17 protein-coding genes and 1 other annotated feature are annotated in these 18,703 nt (G+C 41.3%); all 17 genes read left to right on the top strand.

Annotation, left to right across the window (positions count from 1 at the left end):
- Positions 1-4 precede the first annotated feature (4 nt).
- On the top strand, positions 5-268 hold the full coding sequence (locus V7077_RS00085; RefSeq protein ID WP_335497747.1) for a YggT family protein: 264 nt from the start codon (positions 5-7) through the stop codon (positions 266-268).
- A 27-nt stretch (positions 269-295) separates the two neighbouring features.
- Positions 296-1,069 (top strand): RNA-binding protein, encoded by a 774-nt coding sequence (locus V7077_RS00080; protein WP_335497745.1) that lies wholly within the window; start codon positions 296-298, stop codon positions 1,067-1,069.
- An 84-nt stretch (positions 1,070-1,153) separates the two neighbouring features.
- The gene (locus V7077_RS00075) at positions 1,154-1,669 is read left to right on the top strand and encodes a DivIVA domain-containing protein (protein ID WP_335497743.1); all 516 of its coding nucleotides are present in this window, start codon (positions 1,154-1,156) and stop codon (positions 1,667-1,669) included.
- A gap of 50 nt (positions 1,670-1,719) precedes the next feature.
- Positions 1,720-1,956: a binding site (T-box leader), on the top strand.
- A 74-nt stretch (positions 1,957-2,030) separates the two neighbouring features.
- Entirely contained in the window at positions 2,031-4,802 is a 2,772-nt protein-coding gene (gene ileS / locus V7077_RS00070; protein ID WP_335497742.1) for an isoleucine--tRNA ligase, read from the top strand.
- Between the two features lie 177 nt (positions 4,803-4,979).
- A complete protein-coding gene (locus V7077_RS00065) occupies positions 4,980-5,273 on the top strand; it encodes a hypothetical protein (RefSeq protein ID WP_335497741.1) in 294 nt (97 codons plus the stop codon).
- A gap of 99 nt (positions 5,274-5,372) precedes the next feature.
- Positions 5,373-5,864 (top strand): signal peptidase II, encoded by a 492-nt coding sequence (lspA, locus tag V7077_RS00060; RefSeq protein WP_335497740.1) that lies wholly within the window; start codon positions 5,373-5,375, stop codon positions 5,862-5,864.
- Entirely contained in the window at positions 5,836-6,741 is a 906-nt protein-coding gene (locus V7077_RS00055; RefSeq protein ID WP_335497738.1) for an RluA family pseudouridine synthase, read from the top strand. Before lspA ends, V7077_RS00055 begins: the two co-directional genes overlap by 29 nt.
- Positions 6,742-6,932: 191 nt before the next feature.
- The gene (gene pyrR / locus V7077_RS00050; protein WP_335497736.1) at positions 6,933-7,475 is read left to right on the top strand and encodes a bifunctional pyr operon transcriptional regulator/uracil phosphoribosyltransferase PyrR; all 543 of its coding nucleotides are present in this window, start codon (positions 6,933-6,935) and stop codon (positions 7,473-7,475) included.
- A 169-nt stretch (positions 7,476-7,644) separates the two neighbouring features.
- Complete coding sequence (locus tag V7077_RS00045) at positions 7,645-8,949, top strand: uracil-xanthine permease family protein (RefSeq protein ID WP_335497735.1); 1,305 nt, start codon at positions 7,645-7,647, stop codon at positions 8,947-8,949.
- Positions 8,950-9,112: 163 nt separating this feature from the next.
- Positions 9,113-10,057 carry an aspartate carbamoyltransferase catalytic subunit gene (locus tag V7077_RS00040; RefSeq protein WP_335497733.1) on the top strand — a complete coding sequence of 315 codons (945 nt, stop codon included), beginning with the start codon at positions 9,113-9,115 and terminating at the stop codon, positions 10,055-10,057.
- Positions 10,017-11,303: a dihydroorotase gene (locus V7077_RS00035; protein WP_335497731.1), complete on the top strand. Its 1,287-nt coding sequence runs from the start codon at positions 10,017-10,019 to the stop codon at positions 11,301-11,303. The genes V7077_RS00040 and V7077_RS00035 overlap by 41 nt, the downstream gene beginning before the upstream one ends.
- Complete coding sequence (locus V7077_RS00030) at positions 11,300-12,391, top strand: carbamoyl phosphate synthase small subunit (protein WP_335497730.1); 1,092 nt, start codon at positions 11,300-11,302, stop codon at positions 12,389-12,391. The genes V7077_RS00035 and V7077_RS00030 overlap by 4 nt, the downstream gene beginning before the upstream one ends.
- Positions 12,384-15,590, top strand: coding sequence for a carbamoyl-phosphate synthase large subunit (gene carB / locus V7077_RS00025; protein WP_335497728.1), 3,207 nt, complete (start codon positions 12,384-12,386; stop codon positions 15,588-15,590). Before V7077_RS00030 ends, carB begins: the two co-directional genes overlap by 8 nt.
- The gene (locus V7077_RS00020) at positions 15,587-16,360 is read left to right on the top strand and encodes a dihydroorotate dehydrogenase electron transfer subunit (RefSeq protein ID WP_335497726.1); all 774 of its coding nucleotides are present in this window, start codon (positions 15,587-15,589) and stop codon (positions 16,358-16,360) included. Before carB ends, V7077_RS00020 begins: the two co-directional genes overlap by 4 nt.
- The gene (locus V7077_RS00015; RefSeq protein ID WP_335497724.1) at positions 16,357-17,298 is read left to right on the top strand and encodes a dihydroorotate dehydrogenase; all 942 of its coding nucleotides are present in this window, start codon (positions 16,357-16,359) and stop codon (positions 17,296-17,298) included. Before V7077_RS00020 ends, V7077_RS00015 begins: the two co-directional genes overlap by 4 nt.
- Entirely contained in the window at positions 17,270-17,986 is a 717-nt protein-coding gene (pyrF, locus tag V7077_RS00010) for an orotidine-5'-phosphate decarboxylase (RefSeq protein ID WP_335497722.1), read from the top strand. The genes V7077_RS00015 and pyrF overlap by 29 nt, the downstream gene beginning before the upstream one ends.
- Positions 17,983-18,636 (top strand): orotate phosphoribosyltransferase, encoded by a 654-nt coding sequence (pyrE, locus tag V7077_RS00005; protein ID WP_335497720.1) that lies wholly within the window; start codon positions 17,983-17,985, stop codon positions 18,634-18,636. The genes pyrF and pyrE overlap by 4 nt, the downstream gene beginning before the upstream one ends.
- The last annotated feature ends 67 nt before the right edge of the window (positions 18,637-18,703 follow it).

The raw sequence follows: 18,703 nt of genomic DNA, 5'->3' as shown, positions 1-18,703 counted from the left end.
GTGAATGGCTTTTATCTTTACCTTATTAATAAAATTAATCAATCTTTATTCATGGGCGTTAATTATCTATATATTGATGTCTTGGTTTCCAAATGCAAGAGCATCTTGGATTGGACAATTTTTGGCAAGAATTTGTGAACCTTATTTAGAGCCATTTAGAAAAATCATTCCGCCAATTGGAATGATGGATATTTCTCCGATTGTGGCATTCCTTGTTTTGAATTTTGCCACTAGCGGTTTAGGCAGTCTCTACAGGTGGCTTGTATAAGAATGAAAATAGGTTGTGTTAAAAGGGATGAATATATATCAGCATTTCCGTCCAGAGGAACGGGAATTTATAGATCAGGTCTTACAATGGAAAAGCAATGTAGAGCAGCAATACGCTCCTAAGTTAACTGATTTCCTCGATCCTAGAGAGCAGCATATTCTCAAAATGCTGCTCGGTGAGCATGGCGAGGTAAAATACCAGTTCTTTGGCGGGATTTCTGGTTTAGAAAGAAACAGGGCCCTCATTTATCCGGATTATCTAATTCCGAGTGAAGATGATTTTCAAATCAGTTTATTTGAAATTCAATATCCACGAAAGTTTGTCACGATTGAACACCGGCAGGTTTTAGGGACACTCATGTCTGTAGGTCTCAAACGCGGAAAATTTGGTGACATTCTGATAAGTGAGGGACGGGTTCAATTTTTTGCTGCTAAAGAGATAAGTCAATATATAAAGAACAATGTCGAATCAATCGGCAGGGCAGGCGTTAAATTAGTTGAAACAGGTATCGAAAATGCTGTTGCTGCTGCTGCAGTTTGGGATGAGAATGAGTTAACATTATCATCCTTACGACTTGATACGGTTATATCGGGGATTTATCATCTATCCAGGCAAAAGTCTCTTGCCTTAATTCAGCATGGTTTAGTCAAAGTGAACTGGACTTCTATCGAGAATCCTTCCTTTCCATGTGAAGCAGGTGATATGCTCTCGGTCAGAGGACATGGACGAGCCAAAATTATTGGATTAGATGGCAAAACAAAAAAAGAAAAATGGCGAGTTATTGTAGGGAAACAAAAATAATTGTAAATGTAGCAGGATTTTCGAAAAACTTGTCGAATATTTGCTTATACATATCGAAGTACAGAATGCATGGAGGTGGCTTTAATGCCGTTAACGCCGTTAGATATTCATAATAAGGAATTTAATAAAGGATTTCGCGGGTATGATGAAGATGAAGTAAATGAATTTCTTGACCAGGTTATCAAGGACTATGAACTTGTACTTAGAGAAAAAAGAGAAATGGAAGAACGCCTCAATGAGATGAATGAGCGTCTAGGCCATTTTGTGAATATTGAAGAAACACTCAATAAATCAATCATTATTGCCCAAGAGGCCGGGGAAGAAGTAAAACGTAATGCGCAAAAGGAAGCGAAACTGATCATCAAAGAAGCCGAGAAAAATGCCGACCGGATTGTGAATGAATCTCTTTCTAAAGCAAGAAAAATTGCTCTGGAAATTGAAGATTTAAAGAAACAATCAAAAGTATTCCGGACTCGTTTTAAAATGTTGATTGAAGCACAGCTCGATATGCTGAATACTGATGATTGGGATCATTTATTAGAGTATGAAGTCGATGCTACAGAATTAAAGATTCATGAAGAAGAAGATTCATTAGCTTGACGAAATGCATTTTATTAGCATATAATTTTTAGACATAGTAAATAGAATGGAAATTGACGATGAAAGGGACAGTACAATTTTTCTTTATACTTTTCTAGCGAGTCGGGGGTGGTGAAAGCCCGATAAAGTTGAAAAATTGGAAGATCACCCTCGAGTTCCAGGTTGAAACCCCAATCGGGATAGTAAGCTTAGGCGTGTTATTCACGTTACGAATGGTAAAGAGGATAGTACGAATAGGTATTATCTATCAGGGTGGTACCGCGGGAAAAAACCTTCTCGTCCCTATTTGGGATGAGAAGGTTTTTTTATTTATCTATTCCCGATTCTGATTATGAACAAGGATTTTAGGAGGAAAAGGAAAATGGAATATAAAGACACACTTTTAATGCCAAAAACGGAATTTCCGATGCGTGGCAACCTTCCCCAAAGAGAACCTGACCTACAGGCTAAGTGGGAAGAAATGAACATTTATCAAAAAGTACAAGAGCGGACAAAGGAACGTCCAATGTTTGTCCTTCATGATGGACCTCCATACGCTAATGGAGATATCCATATGGGGCATGCTCTAAATAAGATCTTAAAAGACATGATTGTCCGTTACAAATCAATGAGCGGGTTTCATGCTCCGTATGTACCTGGCTGGGATACACATGGTTTACCGATTGAACAGGCTCTAACCAATAAAGGTGTTAAACGGAAGGAAATGACTGTGGCAGAATTCCGTGAGCTTTGTACAAAGTATGCCCTTGAACAAATTGATAACCAACGCACTCAATTTAAACGTCTGGGTGTAAGGGGAGACTGGGAAAATCCATACATCACCCTTAAACCTGAATATGAAGCACAACAAATTAAAGTATTTGGTGAGATGGCGAAAAAAGGCTACATTTATAAAGGCAAAAAGCCTGTTTATTGGTCTCCGTCAAGTGAATCAGCTTTGGCTGAAGCTGAAATTGAATACCAAGATAAAAAATCTGCGTCTATCTACGTCAGCTTTAAAGTTAAAGACGGTAAGGGTGTCCTAGATACAGATACAAGTATTGTAATCTGGACGACCACTCCTTGGACGATTCCGGCTAACCTTGGTATTTCTGTACATCCTGATTTAACTTATGTGGTGGTTGCCGTAAACGGTGGGAAATACCTCGTCGCAGAGGCATTATTAGAGGCAGTTACAAAAGAGGTAGGCTGGGAAGAAACAGAAGTCGTTCAAAAGGTCAAAGGCTCAGAGCTGGAATATATCATTGCTGCTCATCCATTATACGGTCGTGATTCTCTAGTGATGTTAGGGGAACACGTTACTACGGATGCTGGTACTGGATGCGTTCATACGGCTCCAGGTCATGGGGAGGATGACTTCTATGTTGGACAGAAATATGGCCTAGACGTGTTATGTCCTGTAGATGATAAAGGTGTGATGACAAGTGAGGCCGAAGGGTTTGAAGGTTTATTTTACGATACAGCTAATAAACCAATTGCCCAAGCCTTAGAAGAGGCAGGAGCATTATTAAAGCTATCATTTATCACGCACTCATATCCGCATGACTGGAGAACCAAGAAGCCGGTTATTTTCCGTGCGACAGCTCAATGGTTCGCGTCAATTAAAGATTTCCGGGAAGAACTATTGGAGGCGGTAAAAGAAACCAAATGGGTTCCTGCCTGGGGAGAAACAAGATTATTTAATATGGTTCGTGACCGCGGTGATTGGTGTATCTCTCGTCAGCGTGTCTGGGGTGTTCCTATTCCCGTATTCTATGCCGAGAGTGGCGAGGAAATTATTACGGATGAAACAATTGAACATATTTCTAACCTATTCCGTGAGAATGGTTCCAATGTTTGGTTCGAACGGGAAGCAAAAGATTTACTTCCTGAGGGATTTACACATCCAGGAAGTCCGAATGGAACATTCACTAAAGAAACAGATATCATGGATGTTTGGTTTGACTCTGGATCTTCCCATCAGGCGGTATTGCTTGAACGAGAAGATTTAGTAAGACCAGCAGACCTTTATCTTGAAGGTTCGGACCAATATCGCGGCTGGTTTAACTCATCGTTATCAACGGCTGTTGCTGTAACGGGCAAGGCTCCATACAAAGGTGTACTAAGCCACGGCTTTGCGCTTGATGGAGAAGGCAGAAAGATGAGTAAATCAATTGGAAATGTGGTCGTTCCAGCAAAGGTTATGAATCAATTAGGTGCCGATATTTTACGTCTTTGGGTTGCATCGGTTGACTACCAGTCAGATGTTCGTGTTTCAGATGCCATTCTAAAACAAGTGGCAGAGGTTTACCGTAAAATCCGTAACACTTTCCGTTTCTTGTTAGGAAACTTAGCTGATTTTGATCCGTCTGTCAACAAAGTTGAATATGCAGATTTACGTGAAGTGGATCAATTTATGCTTGTAAAACTGAATAAATTAATCAGTTATGTACGAAATGCTTATGAGAACTACGAGTTTGCGGGCATTTATCATGCTGTCAATAATTTCTGTACGTTAGATTTAAGTGCATTCTATCTTGATTTTGCTAAGGATGTTCTTTATATTGAGGCAGCCGATAATCACGAGCGCCGTGCAATCCAAACGGTGTTATATGAATCACTGCTTGCGTTAACTAAATTGGTTTCTCCAATTCTTTCGCATACTGCTGACGAAGTATGGCAGTTTATTCCGGCTGTTAAAGAGGAAAGTGTCCAATTAACAGACCTGCCGGAGTATAAAGAGTTAGCAGGGGCAGAAGCTCTCGAGGAAAAATGGTCCGCTTTTATGACTCTCCGGGACGACGTGTTAAAAGCCCTTGAAGAAGCCCGTAATCAGAAAGTAATTGGTAAGTCTTTAACGGCTAAGGTAACTTTATATGTAAATGAAAAATCAAAAGCGCTGTTGAATTCCATCAGTGAGGATTTAAAGCAGTTGTTTATTGTCTCCGGCTTTGAAGTGGCTGGATCGTATGATCAGGCACCTGAAGATGCTGTGAAATTAGAAACAGCCGCAATTGTTGTGACAAAAGCGGAAGGTGAAACATGTGAACGCTGCTGGACTGTCACCCCAGAGGTGGGTCAAGATCCAGAGCATAGTACCCTTTGTCCGCGTTGTGCCAATGTGGTTAAAGAAAATTACTCACATCTAGCATAATGTTTAGCCCCTTGCCAACAACTGGCAAGGGGCTTTTTCTATATTGTTATACCCTATTCGACCTTTTAAAATTTACCTTTTTCACTAATAGTTGTAGTGGTTGTCAATTGTTTTACCGTGTCAGGAATGAATCTGCGGAGATAATATTACAAATGACAAATAACGGAGGTAACAACTATGAATGCCATGCAGGAAAAGCTGTTTTTAGAACTCCGTCAAACGAAGGAAGAAATTGAGAACTCTCTTAAGAAGCAAAAGAAACAGTGGCTAACCTCTATTTTGAAGGCAGAGCTTAAAGACATTAATACCGCTATTCAAAAGGTTGAGGAGGGGAAATTTGGCCAGTGTGAAATTTCTGGTGAATTTATCCCTGATGATTTACTTAAAATGATTCCCACCATTAGGTCGGTTAAAGACACAGAGGATTTAGAGCACTATTACAAAAAGCCCCTTTCAACTGCTTTTTTATAATGTTACATTGTCGTTATGCGATTAAGTATGCTAAAATGCAAAGGAGATTAGAAAAGCGTATTGCTGACTCTAGTCAGCTTAATGTGGAGGTATTTTTAAGTGTTTTATTACTTAATCGCAATTTTTGTAATTTTATTAGACCAATTTACAAAATGGTTAATCGTAAACAACATGTTTTTAGGGGAGAGTATTACAATCATTAACAATGTTTTGTATATCACCTCTCATCGCAATCGTGGAGCTGCATGGGGGATTCTCCAAGGCCAAATGTGGCTTTTTTATGTTATTACCATTGTGGTTATTGTAGCCATTATGTTTTATCTGCACAAAGCTGCACGAGGAAAAATGTTATTAGGAGTCTCTTTAGCATTAATGCTTGGAGGTGCGATTGGTAATTTTATCGATCGTGTCTTGAGAAAAGAAGTAGTTGACTTTATCCATACGTATATTTTTAACTATAATTTTCCAGTCTTTAATATTGCTGATTCAGCATTAGTAATTGGTGTCATTTTGTTAATGATTCAAATGCTGCTAGATGAGCGGGGATCAAAGGAGAAATCATATGGAGAAAATGGAACACACCATTCTTGAAGATCAAAAAGGAGACCGAATTGATAAGGTCATCTCAGGTTTAGACGAAGAATGGTCAAGAACACAGGTTCAGCAATGGATTAAAAATGGGAATGTCCTGGTTAATGGACAACCCGTTAAAACGAATTATAAATGCAGCTTAAATGATGAAATCGAAATTAATATCCCAGATCCTGAAGAACTGGATGTTATTCCTGAGGAAATGGATTTAGATTTTTATTATGAAGATAAAGATGTATTAGTGGTCAATAAGCCGCGGGGAATGGTGGTTCATCCGGCCCCTGGGCATATGTCTGGAACACTTGTAAATGGACTAATGGCACACTGTAATGATTTATCCGGGATCAATGGAGTGTTACGTCCCGGGATTGTTCATCGTATTGATAAAGATACATCAGGACTATTAATGGTTGCGAAAAATGATATGGCACATGAGAGCCTTGTAAATCAATTGGTGGAAAAGACAGTTACTCGTAAGTATAAAGCGATTGTTCACGGAGTCATTCCTCATGATTTTGGTACCATTGATGCGCCGCTTGCCAGGGATACAAAAGATAGACAAAGTATGGCGGTTGTCGATAACGGTAAACATGCGGTTACTCATTTTCATGTAATCGAACGTTTTAAGGATTTTACTTTTGTGGAATGTCAATTAGAGACAGGCAGGACGCATCAAATCCGTGTCCATATGAAATATATCGGCTATCCGCTTGCTGGTGATCCAAAGTATGGTCCGAGAAAAACATTAGATATTAACGGACAAGCCTTGCATGCCGGTATACTTGGATTTACCCATCCAAGAACAAAAGAATATTTAGAATTCGAAGCGCCCCTGCCAGAGGATTTTGAACGACTTCTTGAACAACTTCGTAAATAATAATTGACGGTAGCCTAATTATGAGGTACTATGAGTATAGTTTAATAAGCCTTTAAAACAGTCCTGTGAGGCTGAGAAGGAGACGGTTAAGTTATAGGCGTACTATGCCTTTAACTAAAATTAACGTATCTACCTCTCGCCAAAACCGGTGAGAGGTTTTTTATTTTAAGATAATAAAAAGTAGGTGTAAAATGAACCAAAAAGCTCTGGTCCTTGATGAACAAGCCATTAATCGGGCACTTACGAGGATTGCTCATCAAATTATTGAGAAAAATAAAGGGATTGAGGAATGTGTGCTTGTAGGTATTCGTACAAGGGGAATCTATTTGGCGAAACGCCTAGCCTCAAGAATTGAGGAAATAGAAGGAAATCCAATCCCAGTTGGTGAAATTGATATAACCCTTTATCGGGATGATTTAACAAAAAAAACAGAAAATCAAGAGCCGCTTGTAAAGGGTTCAGATATTCCAGTTGATATCAGTGATAAGATTGTTATTCTGGTTGATGATGTATTATATACAGGCAGAACGGTCCGAGCAGGTCTTGATGCTCTGATGGATTTTGGCAGGCCGGCAGCGATTCAGCTGGCAGTCCTTGTAGACAGAGGGCATCGGGAACTTCCTGTAAGAGCTGATTATGTAGGTAAAAATGTACCAACCTCCAGCGATGAAAAAATTGTCGTTGAACTAGTGGAAGTAGATAAGATTGATCAAGTAGGTATTTTTGACAAATAAATAGCACGCCCTTTTAAAAGGCAGTCCTGTGAGGCTGACAAAGGGGAAAAGCCATGAAACTAGTGGCATTTCTACACCCTCTTTGTACCCTCATGTACACAAGAGGGTTTTTTTATGGCTGAAAAGAAGACAATAAAGATTAACAACCATCGTTAATGGGGGAGAAACAATGAATAACAAACCAATTTTAGATGTGAAAGATATTCCAAAACCAGGTCAATGGTTTACCTTAAGTTTACAGCACTTATTCTCCATGTTTGGAGCGACAATACTTGTACCATATCTTATTGGTCTAAGTCCGGCACTTGCCTTAATCTCGAGTGGATTAGGAACGCTAGCCTTTCTCTTAATAACAAAAGGAAAAGTACCGGCATACCTGGGTTCATCTTTTGCATATATAGCACCAATTAAGATTCTCTATGAAACAGGCGGAGCTGGAGCTGCAATGGTTGGAACTTTTATCGCCGGTCTCGTTTATGGAATTGTCGCCATCGTGATTAGCAGGTCAGGTCACCGCTGGATTATGAATTTACTGCCTCCAATTGTTGTAGGCCCTGTCATTATGGTAATCGGTCTTGCTCTTTCCGGAAATGCTGTGGGAAACGCGATGAACAACGCGGCAGGAAAATATAGTATGCTTCATTTCTCGGTTGCCCTTGTAACCTTGGCCGCGACCATCATTTTCTCAATCTACGCTAAAAAGATTTTTAGTGTAATCCCGATCCTAGCGGGAATTATCATCGGTTATCTCTATGCGTTAATAGTCGGGATTGTCGATTTCACTCCAGTCCTCCATGCACACTGGTTTGAAATGCCGGAATTCGTAATCCCGTTTGTCACTTATAAACTGAAGTTTTCATGGGACATTGTCGCATTGGTTGTGCCAATTGCGATCGTAACTTTATCGGAACACATCGGTCACCAGCTTGTTCTTAGTAAGGTAGTAGGACGTGACTACATTAAAAATCCTGGCTTACATCGATCCATTTTAGGAGATGGAACAGCTACAATCATATCAGCCTTAATCGGCGGACCACCAAAAACAACTTATGGTGAAAATATTGGGGTCTTAGCCATTACTCGCGTATACAGTGTTTACGTTATTGCCGGTGCAGCAATATTCGCGATTATCTTCGGGTTTATCGGAAAGGTAACAGCGTTAATCCAAACAATTCCGACACCAGTCATGGGTGGGGTATCCATTTTACTCTTCGGAATTATCGCATCATCAGGCTTAAGAATGTTGGTAGATAGTAAAATTGACTTCGGCGACAAACGAAACCTTGTCATTTCATCCGTCATCTTAGTTCTTGGAATTGGCGGAGCGATTGTAAAACTTCCCTATAATATTCAAATCCAAGGGATGGCGTTATCGGCCATTATCGGAGTATTGTTAAATCTAATTCTGCCTGGAAGACAGGCGGCCGAAGAAAATATGTTTGAAGCTGAAGCAGCAAATGAAAAAACTGCATAAAGACAAGATAACCTTTTAAAGGAAGTCCAGTGAGGCTTCTAAGGGTGTAAAACTTGAACAAAGAGGCGGCGCTAGAATTCTCGTATCTTTGTGAAGGTATGGTCGTTTACACCCTGATCACAAGGTCAGGGTGTTTTTATTATCTTTGAAAGGCGGAAATTGGATGTTACAACATTTATTAACCACAAATGAATTAAAGGTGGATGAGATTTATCAAATCTTAAACGATGCCCATAACTTTAAAAAAGGAATGGAGTGGCATCCAGAGGGAAAAATTTTCGCTGCCAACTTATTTTTTGAACCAAGTACAAGAACAAAAAGCAGCTTTGAAGTAGCGCAAAAAAGGTTAGGTCTTGATGCAATCCACTTTGAAGTACTGACATCTAGTGTTCAAAAGGGTGAAACACTTTATGATACAGTGAAAACATTAGAATCCATTGGTGTAAAAACAGTTGTAATTCGACATGATCAGGACCGCTACTTTGATGAATTAGTAGGGAAGGTAAATATACCAATTATCAATGGTGGTGATGGCGTCGGCCATCATCCTACACAATCACTTCTAGATTTAATGACGATTCATGAGGAGTTTGGCCAATTTACCGGGTTGAAAATCGCTATTATTGGAGATATTCGTCATAGCCGAGTTGCCCGTTCTAATGCGGATGTATTGACAAGACTTGGAGCAGAAGTGATTTTTTCTGGCCCTGAAGAATGGTTTGATTCCCGCAGCGCCGATATTTCGAAATATAGACCGATTGATCAAGCAATTCAAGAAGTGGATGTTGTTATGCTGCTAAGAGTTCAACATGAACGGCATCAAGAAAAAAGCAGCTTCACGGCGAATGAGTATCACAAACAATATGGACTCACACTTGAAAGAGAAAAGATGATGAAGCCGGGCAGCATTATTATGCACCCTGCTCCAGTTAATAGAAATGTAGAAATAGCTGATAGCCTTGTAGAGTGCAAGAGATCAAGAATCTTTAAACAAATGGAAAACGGTGTGTATGTCAGAATGGCAGCAATCAAGAGATCAATCGAAAGTCTTGAAGGAGGAAACCAATATGAAACTACTTATTCAAAACGCGTGCTACATAGCATCTAATGGGGGAAAAAAACAGGCTGATTTATTAATAGAGGATGGCATTATTACTAAAATTGAAACTCGAATTGATGCGGTCGCAGATCGCACAATTAACGCGCAAGGAAAATTAGTTTCTCCAGGATTTATCGACCTGCATGTCCACCTCCGCGAACCAGGCGGCGAAAAAAAGGAAACCATCAAAACTGGAACACAAGCCGCGGCAAGAGGCGGATTTACCACTATTGCCAACATGCCAAACACAAGACCGGTGCCTGACACCATTAGTAACATGGAGGACTTGCAAAAGCGGATCCAGGATACAGCGAAGGTTAGGGTGCTGCCTTATGCTTCGATAACGATTCGTCAATTAGGTCAGGAGTTAACAGATTTTGAAGGGCTAAAAGCTAACGGAGCGTTTGCCTTCACGGATGATGGTGTAGGAGTTCAGTCTGCAAGCATGATGCTTGAAGCAATGAAAAAAGCAGCAGCACTTGATATGGCGATTGTTGCTCACTGTGAAGAAAACACATTGATTAATAAAGGCTCTGTCCATGATGGCTCATTTGCGCAGAAACACGGCTTGAATGGAATTCCATCTATCTGTGAATCTGTTCAAATTGCTAGAGATGTACTGTTAGCAGAAGCAGCTGACTGCCATTATCATGTCTGCCATATCAGTACGAAGGAATCAGTCCGAGTGGTTAGAGATGCGAAACGAGCAGGAATTAAAGTAACGGCAGAAGTAACACCGCATCACCTGTTGTTATCCCAAGATGACATTCCTGGCCTTGATGCAAACTTTAAAATGAATCCGCCGCTTCGTGATACAGAAGACCGCACAGCTTTAATAGAAGGACTTTTAGATGGAACGATTGATTTTATTGCAACCGATCATGCACCGCATACTGCAGAAGAGAAGCTTGAGGGAATGACATTAGCACCATTTGGTATTGTCGGGCTCGAGACGGCGTTCCCGCTATTATATACTCACCTTGTTCTGAAGAACATCCTAACTCTTGAACAGTTAATAGACTATTTAACAGTTAAACCAGCAGAGGCATTTGGGCTGCCATACGGAAAAATTGAAGTAGGCGCACCCGCAGATTTGGTCCTGTTAGACTTAGAAGAAGAACGTAAAATTAACACAGAGGAATTCTTATCAAAAGGAAAAAATACACCATTTGGCGGTTGGAAATGTAAAGGATGGCCGGAAATCACCATCGCCGGAGGAGAAATTGCTTGGGAAAAAGGACGTGTGTTGGTATGAAAAAACAGCTTATTTTAGAAGATGGAACCATATTTATCGGAAAAGGTTTTGGCAGTGATACGGAAACAATTGGTGAAGTTGTTTTTAATACAGGAATGACCGGTTATCAAGAAATCATATCCGATCCTTCTTATTGCGGGCAGCTTGTAACCTTAACCTATCCATTAATCGGTAATTACGGAATCAACCGAGACGATTTCGAATCAATCAATCCAGCAATAAAGGGTTTAATTGTAAAAGAAGCAGCGGACTTCCCATCCAATTGGAGAAATGAGTACACATTAGATGAATATTTTGACATGAAAAAAATCCCGGGAATAGCAGGGATTGATACTCGAAAATTGACGCGGATTATCCGCCAATACGGAACGCTGAAAGGTGCCATCTGCAGCATTGATAAAGATTCGAACGAGGTTATTGAGCAGCTGCGAAAAGCGCCGCTTCAAACGAATCAGGTAAAACAAGTTTCAACTAAAAATGCTTATCCAAGTCCAGGTCGTGGCAAGAGGGTAGTCCTTGTTGATTTTGGCATGAAGCACGGAATCTTACGGGAACTAAACCAGCGGGATTGTGATGTTGTCGTTGTCCCTTATCATACAACAGCAGATGAGATCTTGCAGTTACGTCCAGACGGAATCATGCTATCAAATGGACCTGGAGATCCAAAAGATGTTCCAGAAGCAATTGATATGTTAAAAGGAGTATTAGGAAGGGTGCCATTGTTCGGGATTTGCTTAGGGCATCAGTTGTTTGCCTTAGCGTGCGGAGCTAATACGGAAAAAATGAAGTTTGGCCACCGCGGTTCGAACCATCCGGTCAAAGATCTTTCAACAGGGAAAGTTGCGATTACTTCACAGAACCACGGCTATACAGTCGAAGAAGAATCGATTAAGAATACTAGATTAGAAATTACTCATATTGCAGTAAACGACGGAACAGTCGAAGGGCTAAGACATCTTGATTATCCAGCTTTTACGGTTCAATACCATCCAGAAGCGTCTCCGGGACCTGAAGATGCAAACGGCTTATTCAACCAATTTCTTGCCTTGATGGAAAAGAACAAACAGGAGGTTACAGCAAATGCCTAAACGTACAGACATCCATTCCATTTTAGTAATCGGTTCAGGACCAATTGTCATTGGCCAGGCAGCAGAATTTGACTATGCGGGTGCCCAAGCATGTATCGCGCTGAAAGAAGAAGGATATCGTGTGATCCTGGTTAACTCTAATCCGGCCACTATCATGACCGATACAGAGATGGCAGATGCCGTTTATATCGAGCCACTTACCGTTGAGTTTGTCAGCAGAATTATTCGCAAAGAACGTCCTGATGCGCTGCTGGCAACACTTGGCGGACAAACAGGTCTTAACCTGGCTGTTGAGTTAACTAAATCCGGTGTCTTGGCTGAATGCGAGGTCGAAATTCTTGGTACGAAACTTTCAGCAATTAACCAAGCAGAGGACCGCGACCTATTCCGCAGCCTGATGAATGAATTAAACGAGCCAGTTCCAGATAGTGAAATTATCCATGAAATAGCTGAAGCAAAAGCATTCGTTGAAAAAATTGGTTTCCCAGTGATTGTTCGTCCGGCGTTTACTTTAGGAGGAACTGGCGGCGGAATCTGTCATAACGACGAAGAGCTTGAGGAAATTGTCACAAGCGGACTAAAGCACAGCCCAGTGAATCAATGTCTGCTGGAAAAAAGTATCGCGGGCTTCAAGGAAATTGAATACGAAGTGATGCGTGATAAAAATGACAATGCGATTGTAGTGTGTAATATGGAAAACATCGATCCGGTCGGCGTACACACCGGAGATTCCATTGTAGTGGCACCAAGCCAGACATTAAGTGATCGTGAATACCAGCAGCTTCGTAATGTTTCGTTAAAAATCATTCGTGCCTTAGGAATTGAAGGAGGCTGTAATGTTCAGCTTGCGCTAGATCCAGATAGCTTTAATTACTATATTATTGAAGTAAATCCACGTGTTAGCCGTTCTTCGGCACTAGCATCAAAAGCAACCGGTTATCCGATTGCAAAGCTTGCAGCCAAAATTGCAGTCGGTTTAACCCTTGATGAAATGTTAAACCCGGTAACAGGAAAAACCTATGCCAGCTTTGAGCCAGCTCTTGATTATATCGTGACAAAGATCCCAAGATGGCCGTTTGACAAGTTCGAATCGGGCAATCGTTCACTTGGTACGCAAATGAAAGCAACCGGTGAGGTTATGGCGATTGGCCGTACATTCGAAGAATCGTTATTGAAAGCGATCAGGTCCCTTGAAGCAGGCGTTCATCATTTTGAACTAAACGGTGCATCTGAGATTGATGATGAATTACTTGAGAAGCGGATCCGTAAAGCGGGAGACGAAAGACTCTTTTACATCGCAGAAGGGTTAAAACGTGGGTTAACAATTGAAACAATCCATGAATGGAGTAAAATTGATTTGTTTTTCTTAAAGAAGATGGAAGGGATTATTGAACTCGAAGCAGTCCTTGCTGCTAATCCTTTTGATGCGGAAATTTTAATTGAAGCAAAACAAAAAGGCTTTACTGATAAAAAAATCGCCCAACTTTGGAATACATCCGAAACAGAAATTTATAATACAAGAAAAAATCTCAGTATTATCCCAGTTTATAAAATGGTTGATACTTGTGCTGCTGAATTTGAATCGGCTACACCATACTACTATGGCACCTATGAAGATGAAAATGAGTCGATTGTAACAGCGAAGAATAGTGTTATTGTTCTAGGATCTGGCCCAATTCGAATCGGTCAGGGAATTGAATTTGATTACGCGACTGTACACTCTGTAAAGGCCATCAAAGAAGCAGGCTATGAAGCAATTATTATCAATAACAATCCTGAAACGGTCTCTACGGATTTCAGTATTTCCGACAAGCTCTACTTCGAACCGCTAACAATCGAAGATGTAATGAGTATTATTGACTTAGAGAAACCTATTGGAGTGGTCGTCCAGTTTGGCGGACAAACCGCAATCAACTTGGCTGCTAAACTTGAAGAAAACGGAGTGAAAATTCTCGGTACAAGCTTGGAAGATTTAGATCGTGCTGAAAACCGTGATAAATTTGAACAGGCGTTAGAGCAGTTAAACATCCCGCAGCCACTAGGAAAAACGGCCATGTCAGTAGAACAGGCACTTGTGATTGCCGAGGATATCGGATATCCGGTTCTAGTCCGCCCTTCCTATGTTCTTGGTGGAAGAGCAATGGAAATTGTTTATCGTGAAGAAGAACTTCTCTACTACATGAAAAACGCTGTAAAAGTAAATCCAGAGCATCCGGTGCTGATTGATCGATATTTAACAGGAAAAGAAATTGAAGTGGATGCCATCTGTGACGGCACCAATGTCTTAATCCCAGGAATCATGGAACATATCGAACGAGCTGGAGTGCACTCAGGTGACTCGATTGCCGTTTATCCTCCGCAAACTCTGAGTGAAAAAGTAAAACAAACACTTGTGGAGTACACCGAAAAATTAGCGAAGGGGCTAAATATTATTGGACTTCTAAACATCCAATATGTGCTCGCGGGAGATCAAGTTTACGTATTAGAGGTAAACCCAAGATCGAGCCGAACAGTTCCTTTCTTAAGTAAAATTACAAATGTACCAATGGCCAAAATTGCGACTAAAGCGATTCTTGGGGTATCGATTCTTGACCAAGGGTACATTCCAGGTCTTGTTACTGAAAAAGAAGGGGTATATGTCAAAGTTCCAGTCTTCTCCTTCGCAAAGTTGAAGAGTGTCGACATTACGCTTGGACCTGAAATGAAATCAACTGGTGAGGTAATGGGGAAAGATATTACCCTTGAAAAAGCACTATACAAAGGTTTAGTTGCTTCAGGGATGAAAATTCAGCAGTTTGGTACCGTATTGTTTACTGTCGCCGATAAGGATAAGCAGGAAGCTTTAAAATTGGCAAAACGATTCTCGGCAAACGGCTATCGCTTAATGGCAACAAGTGGTACCGCGGCTATTTTAGAAGAAGCAGGCCTAAGAGTGAAGATTGTCGGTAAAATTGGTTCAGAAGGAAAAACGTTATTAGATGTCATTCATCATGGTGAGGCACAGTTCATTATCAATACATTAACAAAAGGCAAGCAGCCGGAACGTGATGGATTTAGAATCCGCCGGGAAGCGGTTGAAAATGGTGTACCTTGCTTAACATCATTAGATACAGCTGATGCAATCTTAAAGGTAATCGAATCGATGAACTTCTCAGCAGAGCCGATGGCAGCGATGAAAAAGGAGGCAGTATTTGCATGATCCAAAAAGAATTATGCAAAATTCTAAGCCAAAAAGAAATAGCCTCAGATATCTATGAGCTGACTATCAATGGAGAACTGGTGACGCAAATCACGTCACCAGGGCAATTTGTCCATATTAAAGTATCCAATGGCTTGGATCCACTGTTGCGGAGACCAATTAGTATTTCTTCTTTCGATCAAGAACAAAAAACGTTAACCATGATTTACCGTAAAGAGGGAAGAGGAACCAGTTTGCTAGCCGAATTAAATCCTGGGATGCACGTCGACATCCTTGGTCCACTCGGCAATGGTTTTCCTGTTGAGGAAGTCAGTAAAGGGGATACTGCTTTACTTGTCGGCGGGGGGATTGGCGTGCCGCCACTATATGAATTATCAAATCAATTAGTTAAAAAAGGTGTAAAAGTCATCCATGTGCTGGGCTTTCAAACTGTATCAGCCGTTTTTTACGAAGAGGAATTTTTGAAAAATGGCGAAACGTACGTAGCGACTGTTGATGGTTCATATGGAAGAAAAGGATTTGTCACTGATATCATGAAAGATTTTCAGTTTGATTGTATCTATACATGCGGGCCAACTCCGATGCTGCGAGCAATTGAACAGGATTATCAAGATAAAAAAGTATTCTTATCGCTAGAAGAGCGGATGGGCTGCGGCATCGGTGCCTGCTTTGCTTGTGTATGTAAAAAGAAGGATGATCCAACAGGCGTTTCTTATAAAAAGGTCTGCAGTGATGGTCCTGTATTTCGAGCCGGGGAGGTATTGATATGAGTCGATTAAACATTACATTACCAGGCTTAAACTTAAAAAACCCAATCATGCCTGCGTCCGGCTGCTTCGGCTTCGGCAGAGAATACAGTCAGTTCTATGATCTGAGTGTACTAGGCGCAATTATGATTAAAGCGACCACTGTAGAGCCAAGGTTCGGAAACGCAACACCACGTGTAGCTGAAACTTCTGCAGGCATGTTAAATGCAATTGGCTTGCAAAATCCGGGACTGGATAAAGTTCTGGGAGAAGAGCTGCCTTTTTTATCTCAGTATGATGTACCAATTATTGCAAATGTTGCCGGCTCGCTTGAAGAAGACTACGTGGAGGTAGCCCGTCAAATTTCTAAGGCACCGAATGTACATGCGCTTGAACTGAATATCTCCTGTCCGAACGTAAAAACAGGAGGGATTGCGTTTGGAACCATTCCGGAAACAGCGAAACAATTAACCCGTAAGGTTAAAGAGGTATCAGAGGTACCTATATATGTGAAGCTGTCGCCCAATGTAACAAACATTGTAGAAATGGCAAAGGCTGTTGAAGCAGGTGGTGCGGATGGATTGACCATGATTAATACCCTTATTGGAATGAGACTTGATTTAAAAACAGGCAAACCGATTCTTGCCAATCGAACCGGTGGATTGTCGGGCCCAGCTATAAAACCAGTGGCGATTCGGATGATTCACGAAGTCAGCCAGGCAGTAGACATTCCAATTATCGGTATGGGCGGCGTGGAGACGGCTCAAGATGTCGTTGAATATTTTTATGCGGGGGCTAGTGCGGTTGCCGTGGGTACGGCCAATTTTGTAGATCCGTTTGTTTGCCCGACAATCATAGATGAATTACCAGGATTGCTTGAAGAATTAGGATTTGACCACATCAGTGAATGTACAGGAAGGAGCTGGAAGGAACATGGACAACTCGCTTATCATCGCGCTTGATTTTCCCGGTATGAACGAAGTCAATCAATTTCTGAAGCCGTTCGCTGGCGAAGAGCTTTTTGTAAAAGTAGGGATGGAATTGTTTTACCAGGAAGGTCCCTCGATCATTCATCAATTAAAGGAGCAAGGCCACAGTATTTTTCTAGATTTAAAACTTCATGATATTCCGAATACAGTCCAAAGTGCTATGAAGGGTCTCGCCCGTCTAGAGTGTGATTTAGTAAATGTTCATGCAGCCGGTGGAATAGATATGATGCAGGCAGCCCTTGAAGGTCTTGAAGCAGGTACTCCTGCAGGACGGAAACGACCTGCCTGTATCGCAGTCACACAATTAACAAGTACGTCTGAGGAACAAATGCAAAAAGAACAGCTTATTCCGATCTCCTTGAAGGAATCGGTGCTTCATTATGCCTCGATTACAAAACAAGCTGGTCTAGATGGAGTTGTGTGTTCTGCATGGGAAGCCCCTTTGATAAAGGAAAGGGCTGGTCAATCATTTCTGACGGTATGCCCAGGGATTCGGATGGCGTCAGATCAGGTTGGAGACCAAAAACGTGTCACAACCCCTGAAGCAGCACGGACAATGGGGGTTAGTTCGATTGTTGTAGGAAGATCCATTACCCGTTCACACGACCCGCTCACAAGTTATCAACAATGGATGGAAGCATGGAAGGGAGTAAAACAATGAAAAAAATAATTGCTGAAAAATTACTAGAAATTAACGCGGTTGCCCTAAATCCTGAGGCACCGTTTACATGGGCGTCAGGACTTCGATCTCCAATCTATTGTGATAATCGCCTAACTCTTTCCTACCCTGAGGTGAGGAACGCAGTTGCGGCAGGACTGCAGCAGTTGATTCAGGAACATTTTCCAGGTACTGAAGTCATTGCTGGAACCGCAACGGCTGGGATTCCACACGCTGCATGGGTCAGTGGTCTTATGGACCTCCCGATGTGCTACGTACGCTCGAAAGCAAAGGGACATGGTAAAGGGAACCAAATTGAAGGCAAAGCTGAAGCAGGCCAAAAAGTAGTCGTAGTGGAAGATTTAATCTCTACCGGCGGCAGTGTAATCACAGCGGTTAATGCGCTAAAAGAGGCTGGGTGTGACGTGCTAGGGGTCGTATCGATCTTTACATATGGCCTTGAAAAAGGGAAACAATTATTTGAGGAAGTAAATATTAAGAGTTTTTCTTTAACCGATTTTTCTACCTTAATTGAAGTGGCTATCTCGAAGGGCTATGTTAGTTCGGAAAATCAGGAAAGCCTGCTTTTATGGAGTAAAGATCCAGCTGCATGGAGTAAAAAGTTCGAAGAAGCAGAAACGCTGGTAAAATAAATTTTTCGCTGCTGATAAAGAGTGGAAACTAAGAAATCGCCGATAAATAGCGGGAAACTGCCGATAA

It is taken from the genome of Neobacillus vireti (assembly GCF_036962465.1).
In the GTDB taxonomy this organism is placed as follows: Bacteria; Bacillota; Bacilli; order Bacillales; family Cytobacillaceae; genus Neobacillus; species Neobacillus vireti_B.
Note: the sequence above shows the minus strand (reverse complement) of the source record. Positions and strands in the feature narration are given on the sequence as shown.

What these genes read in the sequence shown, in the direction of transcription:
- V7077_RS00065 (WP_335497741.1), top strand. Translation starts at nt 4,980, where the DNA reads ATGAATGCCATGCAGGAAAAGCTGTTTTTAGAACTCCGTCAAACGAAG.
- V7077_RS00020 (WP_335497726.1), top strand. Translation starts at nt 15,587, where the DNA reads ATGATCCAAAAAGAATTATGCAAAATTCTAAGCCAAAAAGAAATAGCC.
- V7077_RS00085 (WP_335497747.1), top strand. Translation starts at nt 5, where the DNA reads ATGGCTTTTATCTTTACCTTATTAATAAAATTAATCAATCTTTATTCA.
- pyrF (WP_335497722.1), top strand. Translation starts at nt 17,270, where the DNA reads ATGGACAACTCGCTTATCATCGCGCTTGATTTTCCCGGTATGAACGAA.
- pyrE (WP_335497720.1), top strand. Translation starts at nt 17,983, where the DNA reads ATGAAAAAAATAATTGCTGAAAAATTACTAGAAATTAACGCGGTTGCC.
- ileS (WP_335497742.1), top strand. Translation starts at nt 2,031, where the DNA reads ATGGAATATAAAGACACACTTTTAATGCCAAAAACGGAATTTCCGATG.
- V7077_RS00055 (WP_335497738.1), top strand. Translation starts at nt 5,836, where the DNA reads ATGGAGAAAATGGAACACACCATTCTTGAAGATCAAAAAGGAGACCGA.
- V7077_RS00045 (WP_335497735.1), top strand. Translation starts at nt 7,645, where the DNA reads ATGAATAACAAACCAATTTTAGATGTGAAAGATATTCCAAAACCAGGT.
- V7077_RS00035 (WP_335497731.1), top strand. Translation starts at nt 10,017, where the DNA reads ATGAAACTACTTATTCAAAACGCGTGCTACATAGCATCTAATGGGGGA.
- V7077_RS00030 (WP_335497730.1), top strand. Translation starts at nt 11,300, where the DNA reads ATGAAAAAACAGCTTATTTTAGAAGATGGAACCATATTTATCGGAAAA.
- pyrR (WP_335497736.1), top strand. Translation starts at nt 6,933, where the DNA reads ATGAACCAAAAAGCTCTGGTCCTTGATGAACAAGCCATTAATCGGGCA.
- carB (WP_335497728.1), top strand. Translation starts at nt 12,384, where the DNA reads ATGCCTAAACGTACAGACATCCATTCCATTTTAGTAATCGGTTCAGGA.
- V7077_RS00075 (WP_335497743.1), top strand. Translation starts at nt 1,154, where the DNA reads ATGCCGTTAACGCCGTTAGATATTCATAATAAGGAATTTAATAAAGGA.
- V7077_RS00080 (WP_335497745.1), top strand. Translation starts at nt 296, where the DNA reads ATGAATATATATCAGCATTTCCGTCCAGAGGAACGGGAATTTATAGAT.
- V7077_RS00015 (WP_335497724.1), top strand. Translation starts at nt 16,357, where the DNA reads ATGAGTCGATTAAACATTACATTACCAGGCTTAAACTTAAAAAACCCA.
- V7077_RS00040 (WP_335497733.1), top strand. Translation starts at nt 9,113, where the DNA reads ATGTTACAACATTTATTAACCACAAATGAATTAAAGGTGGATGAGATT.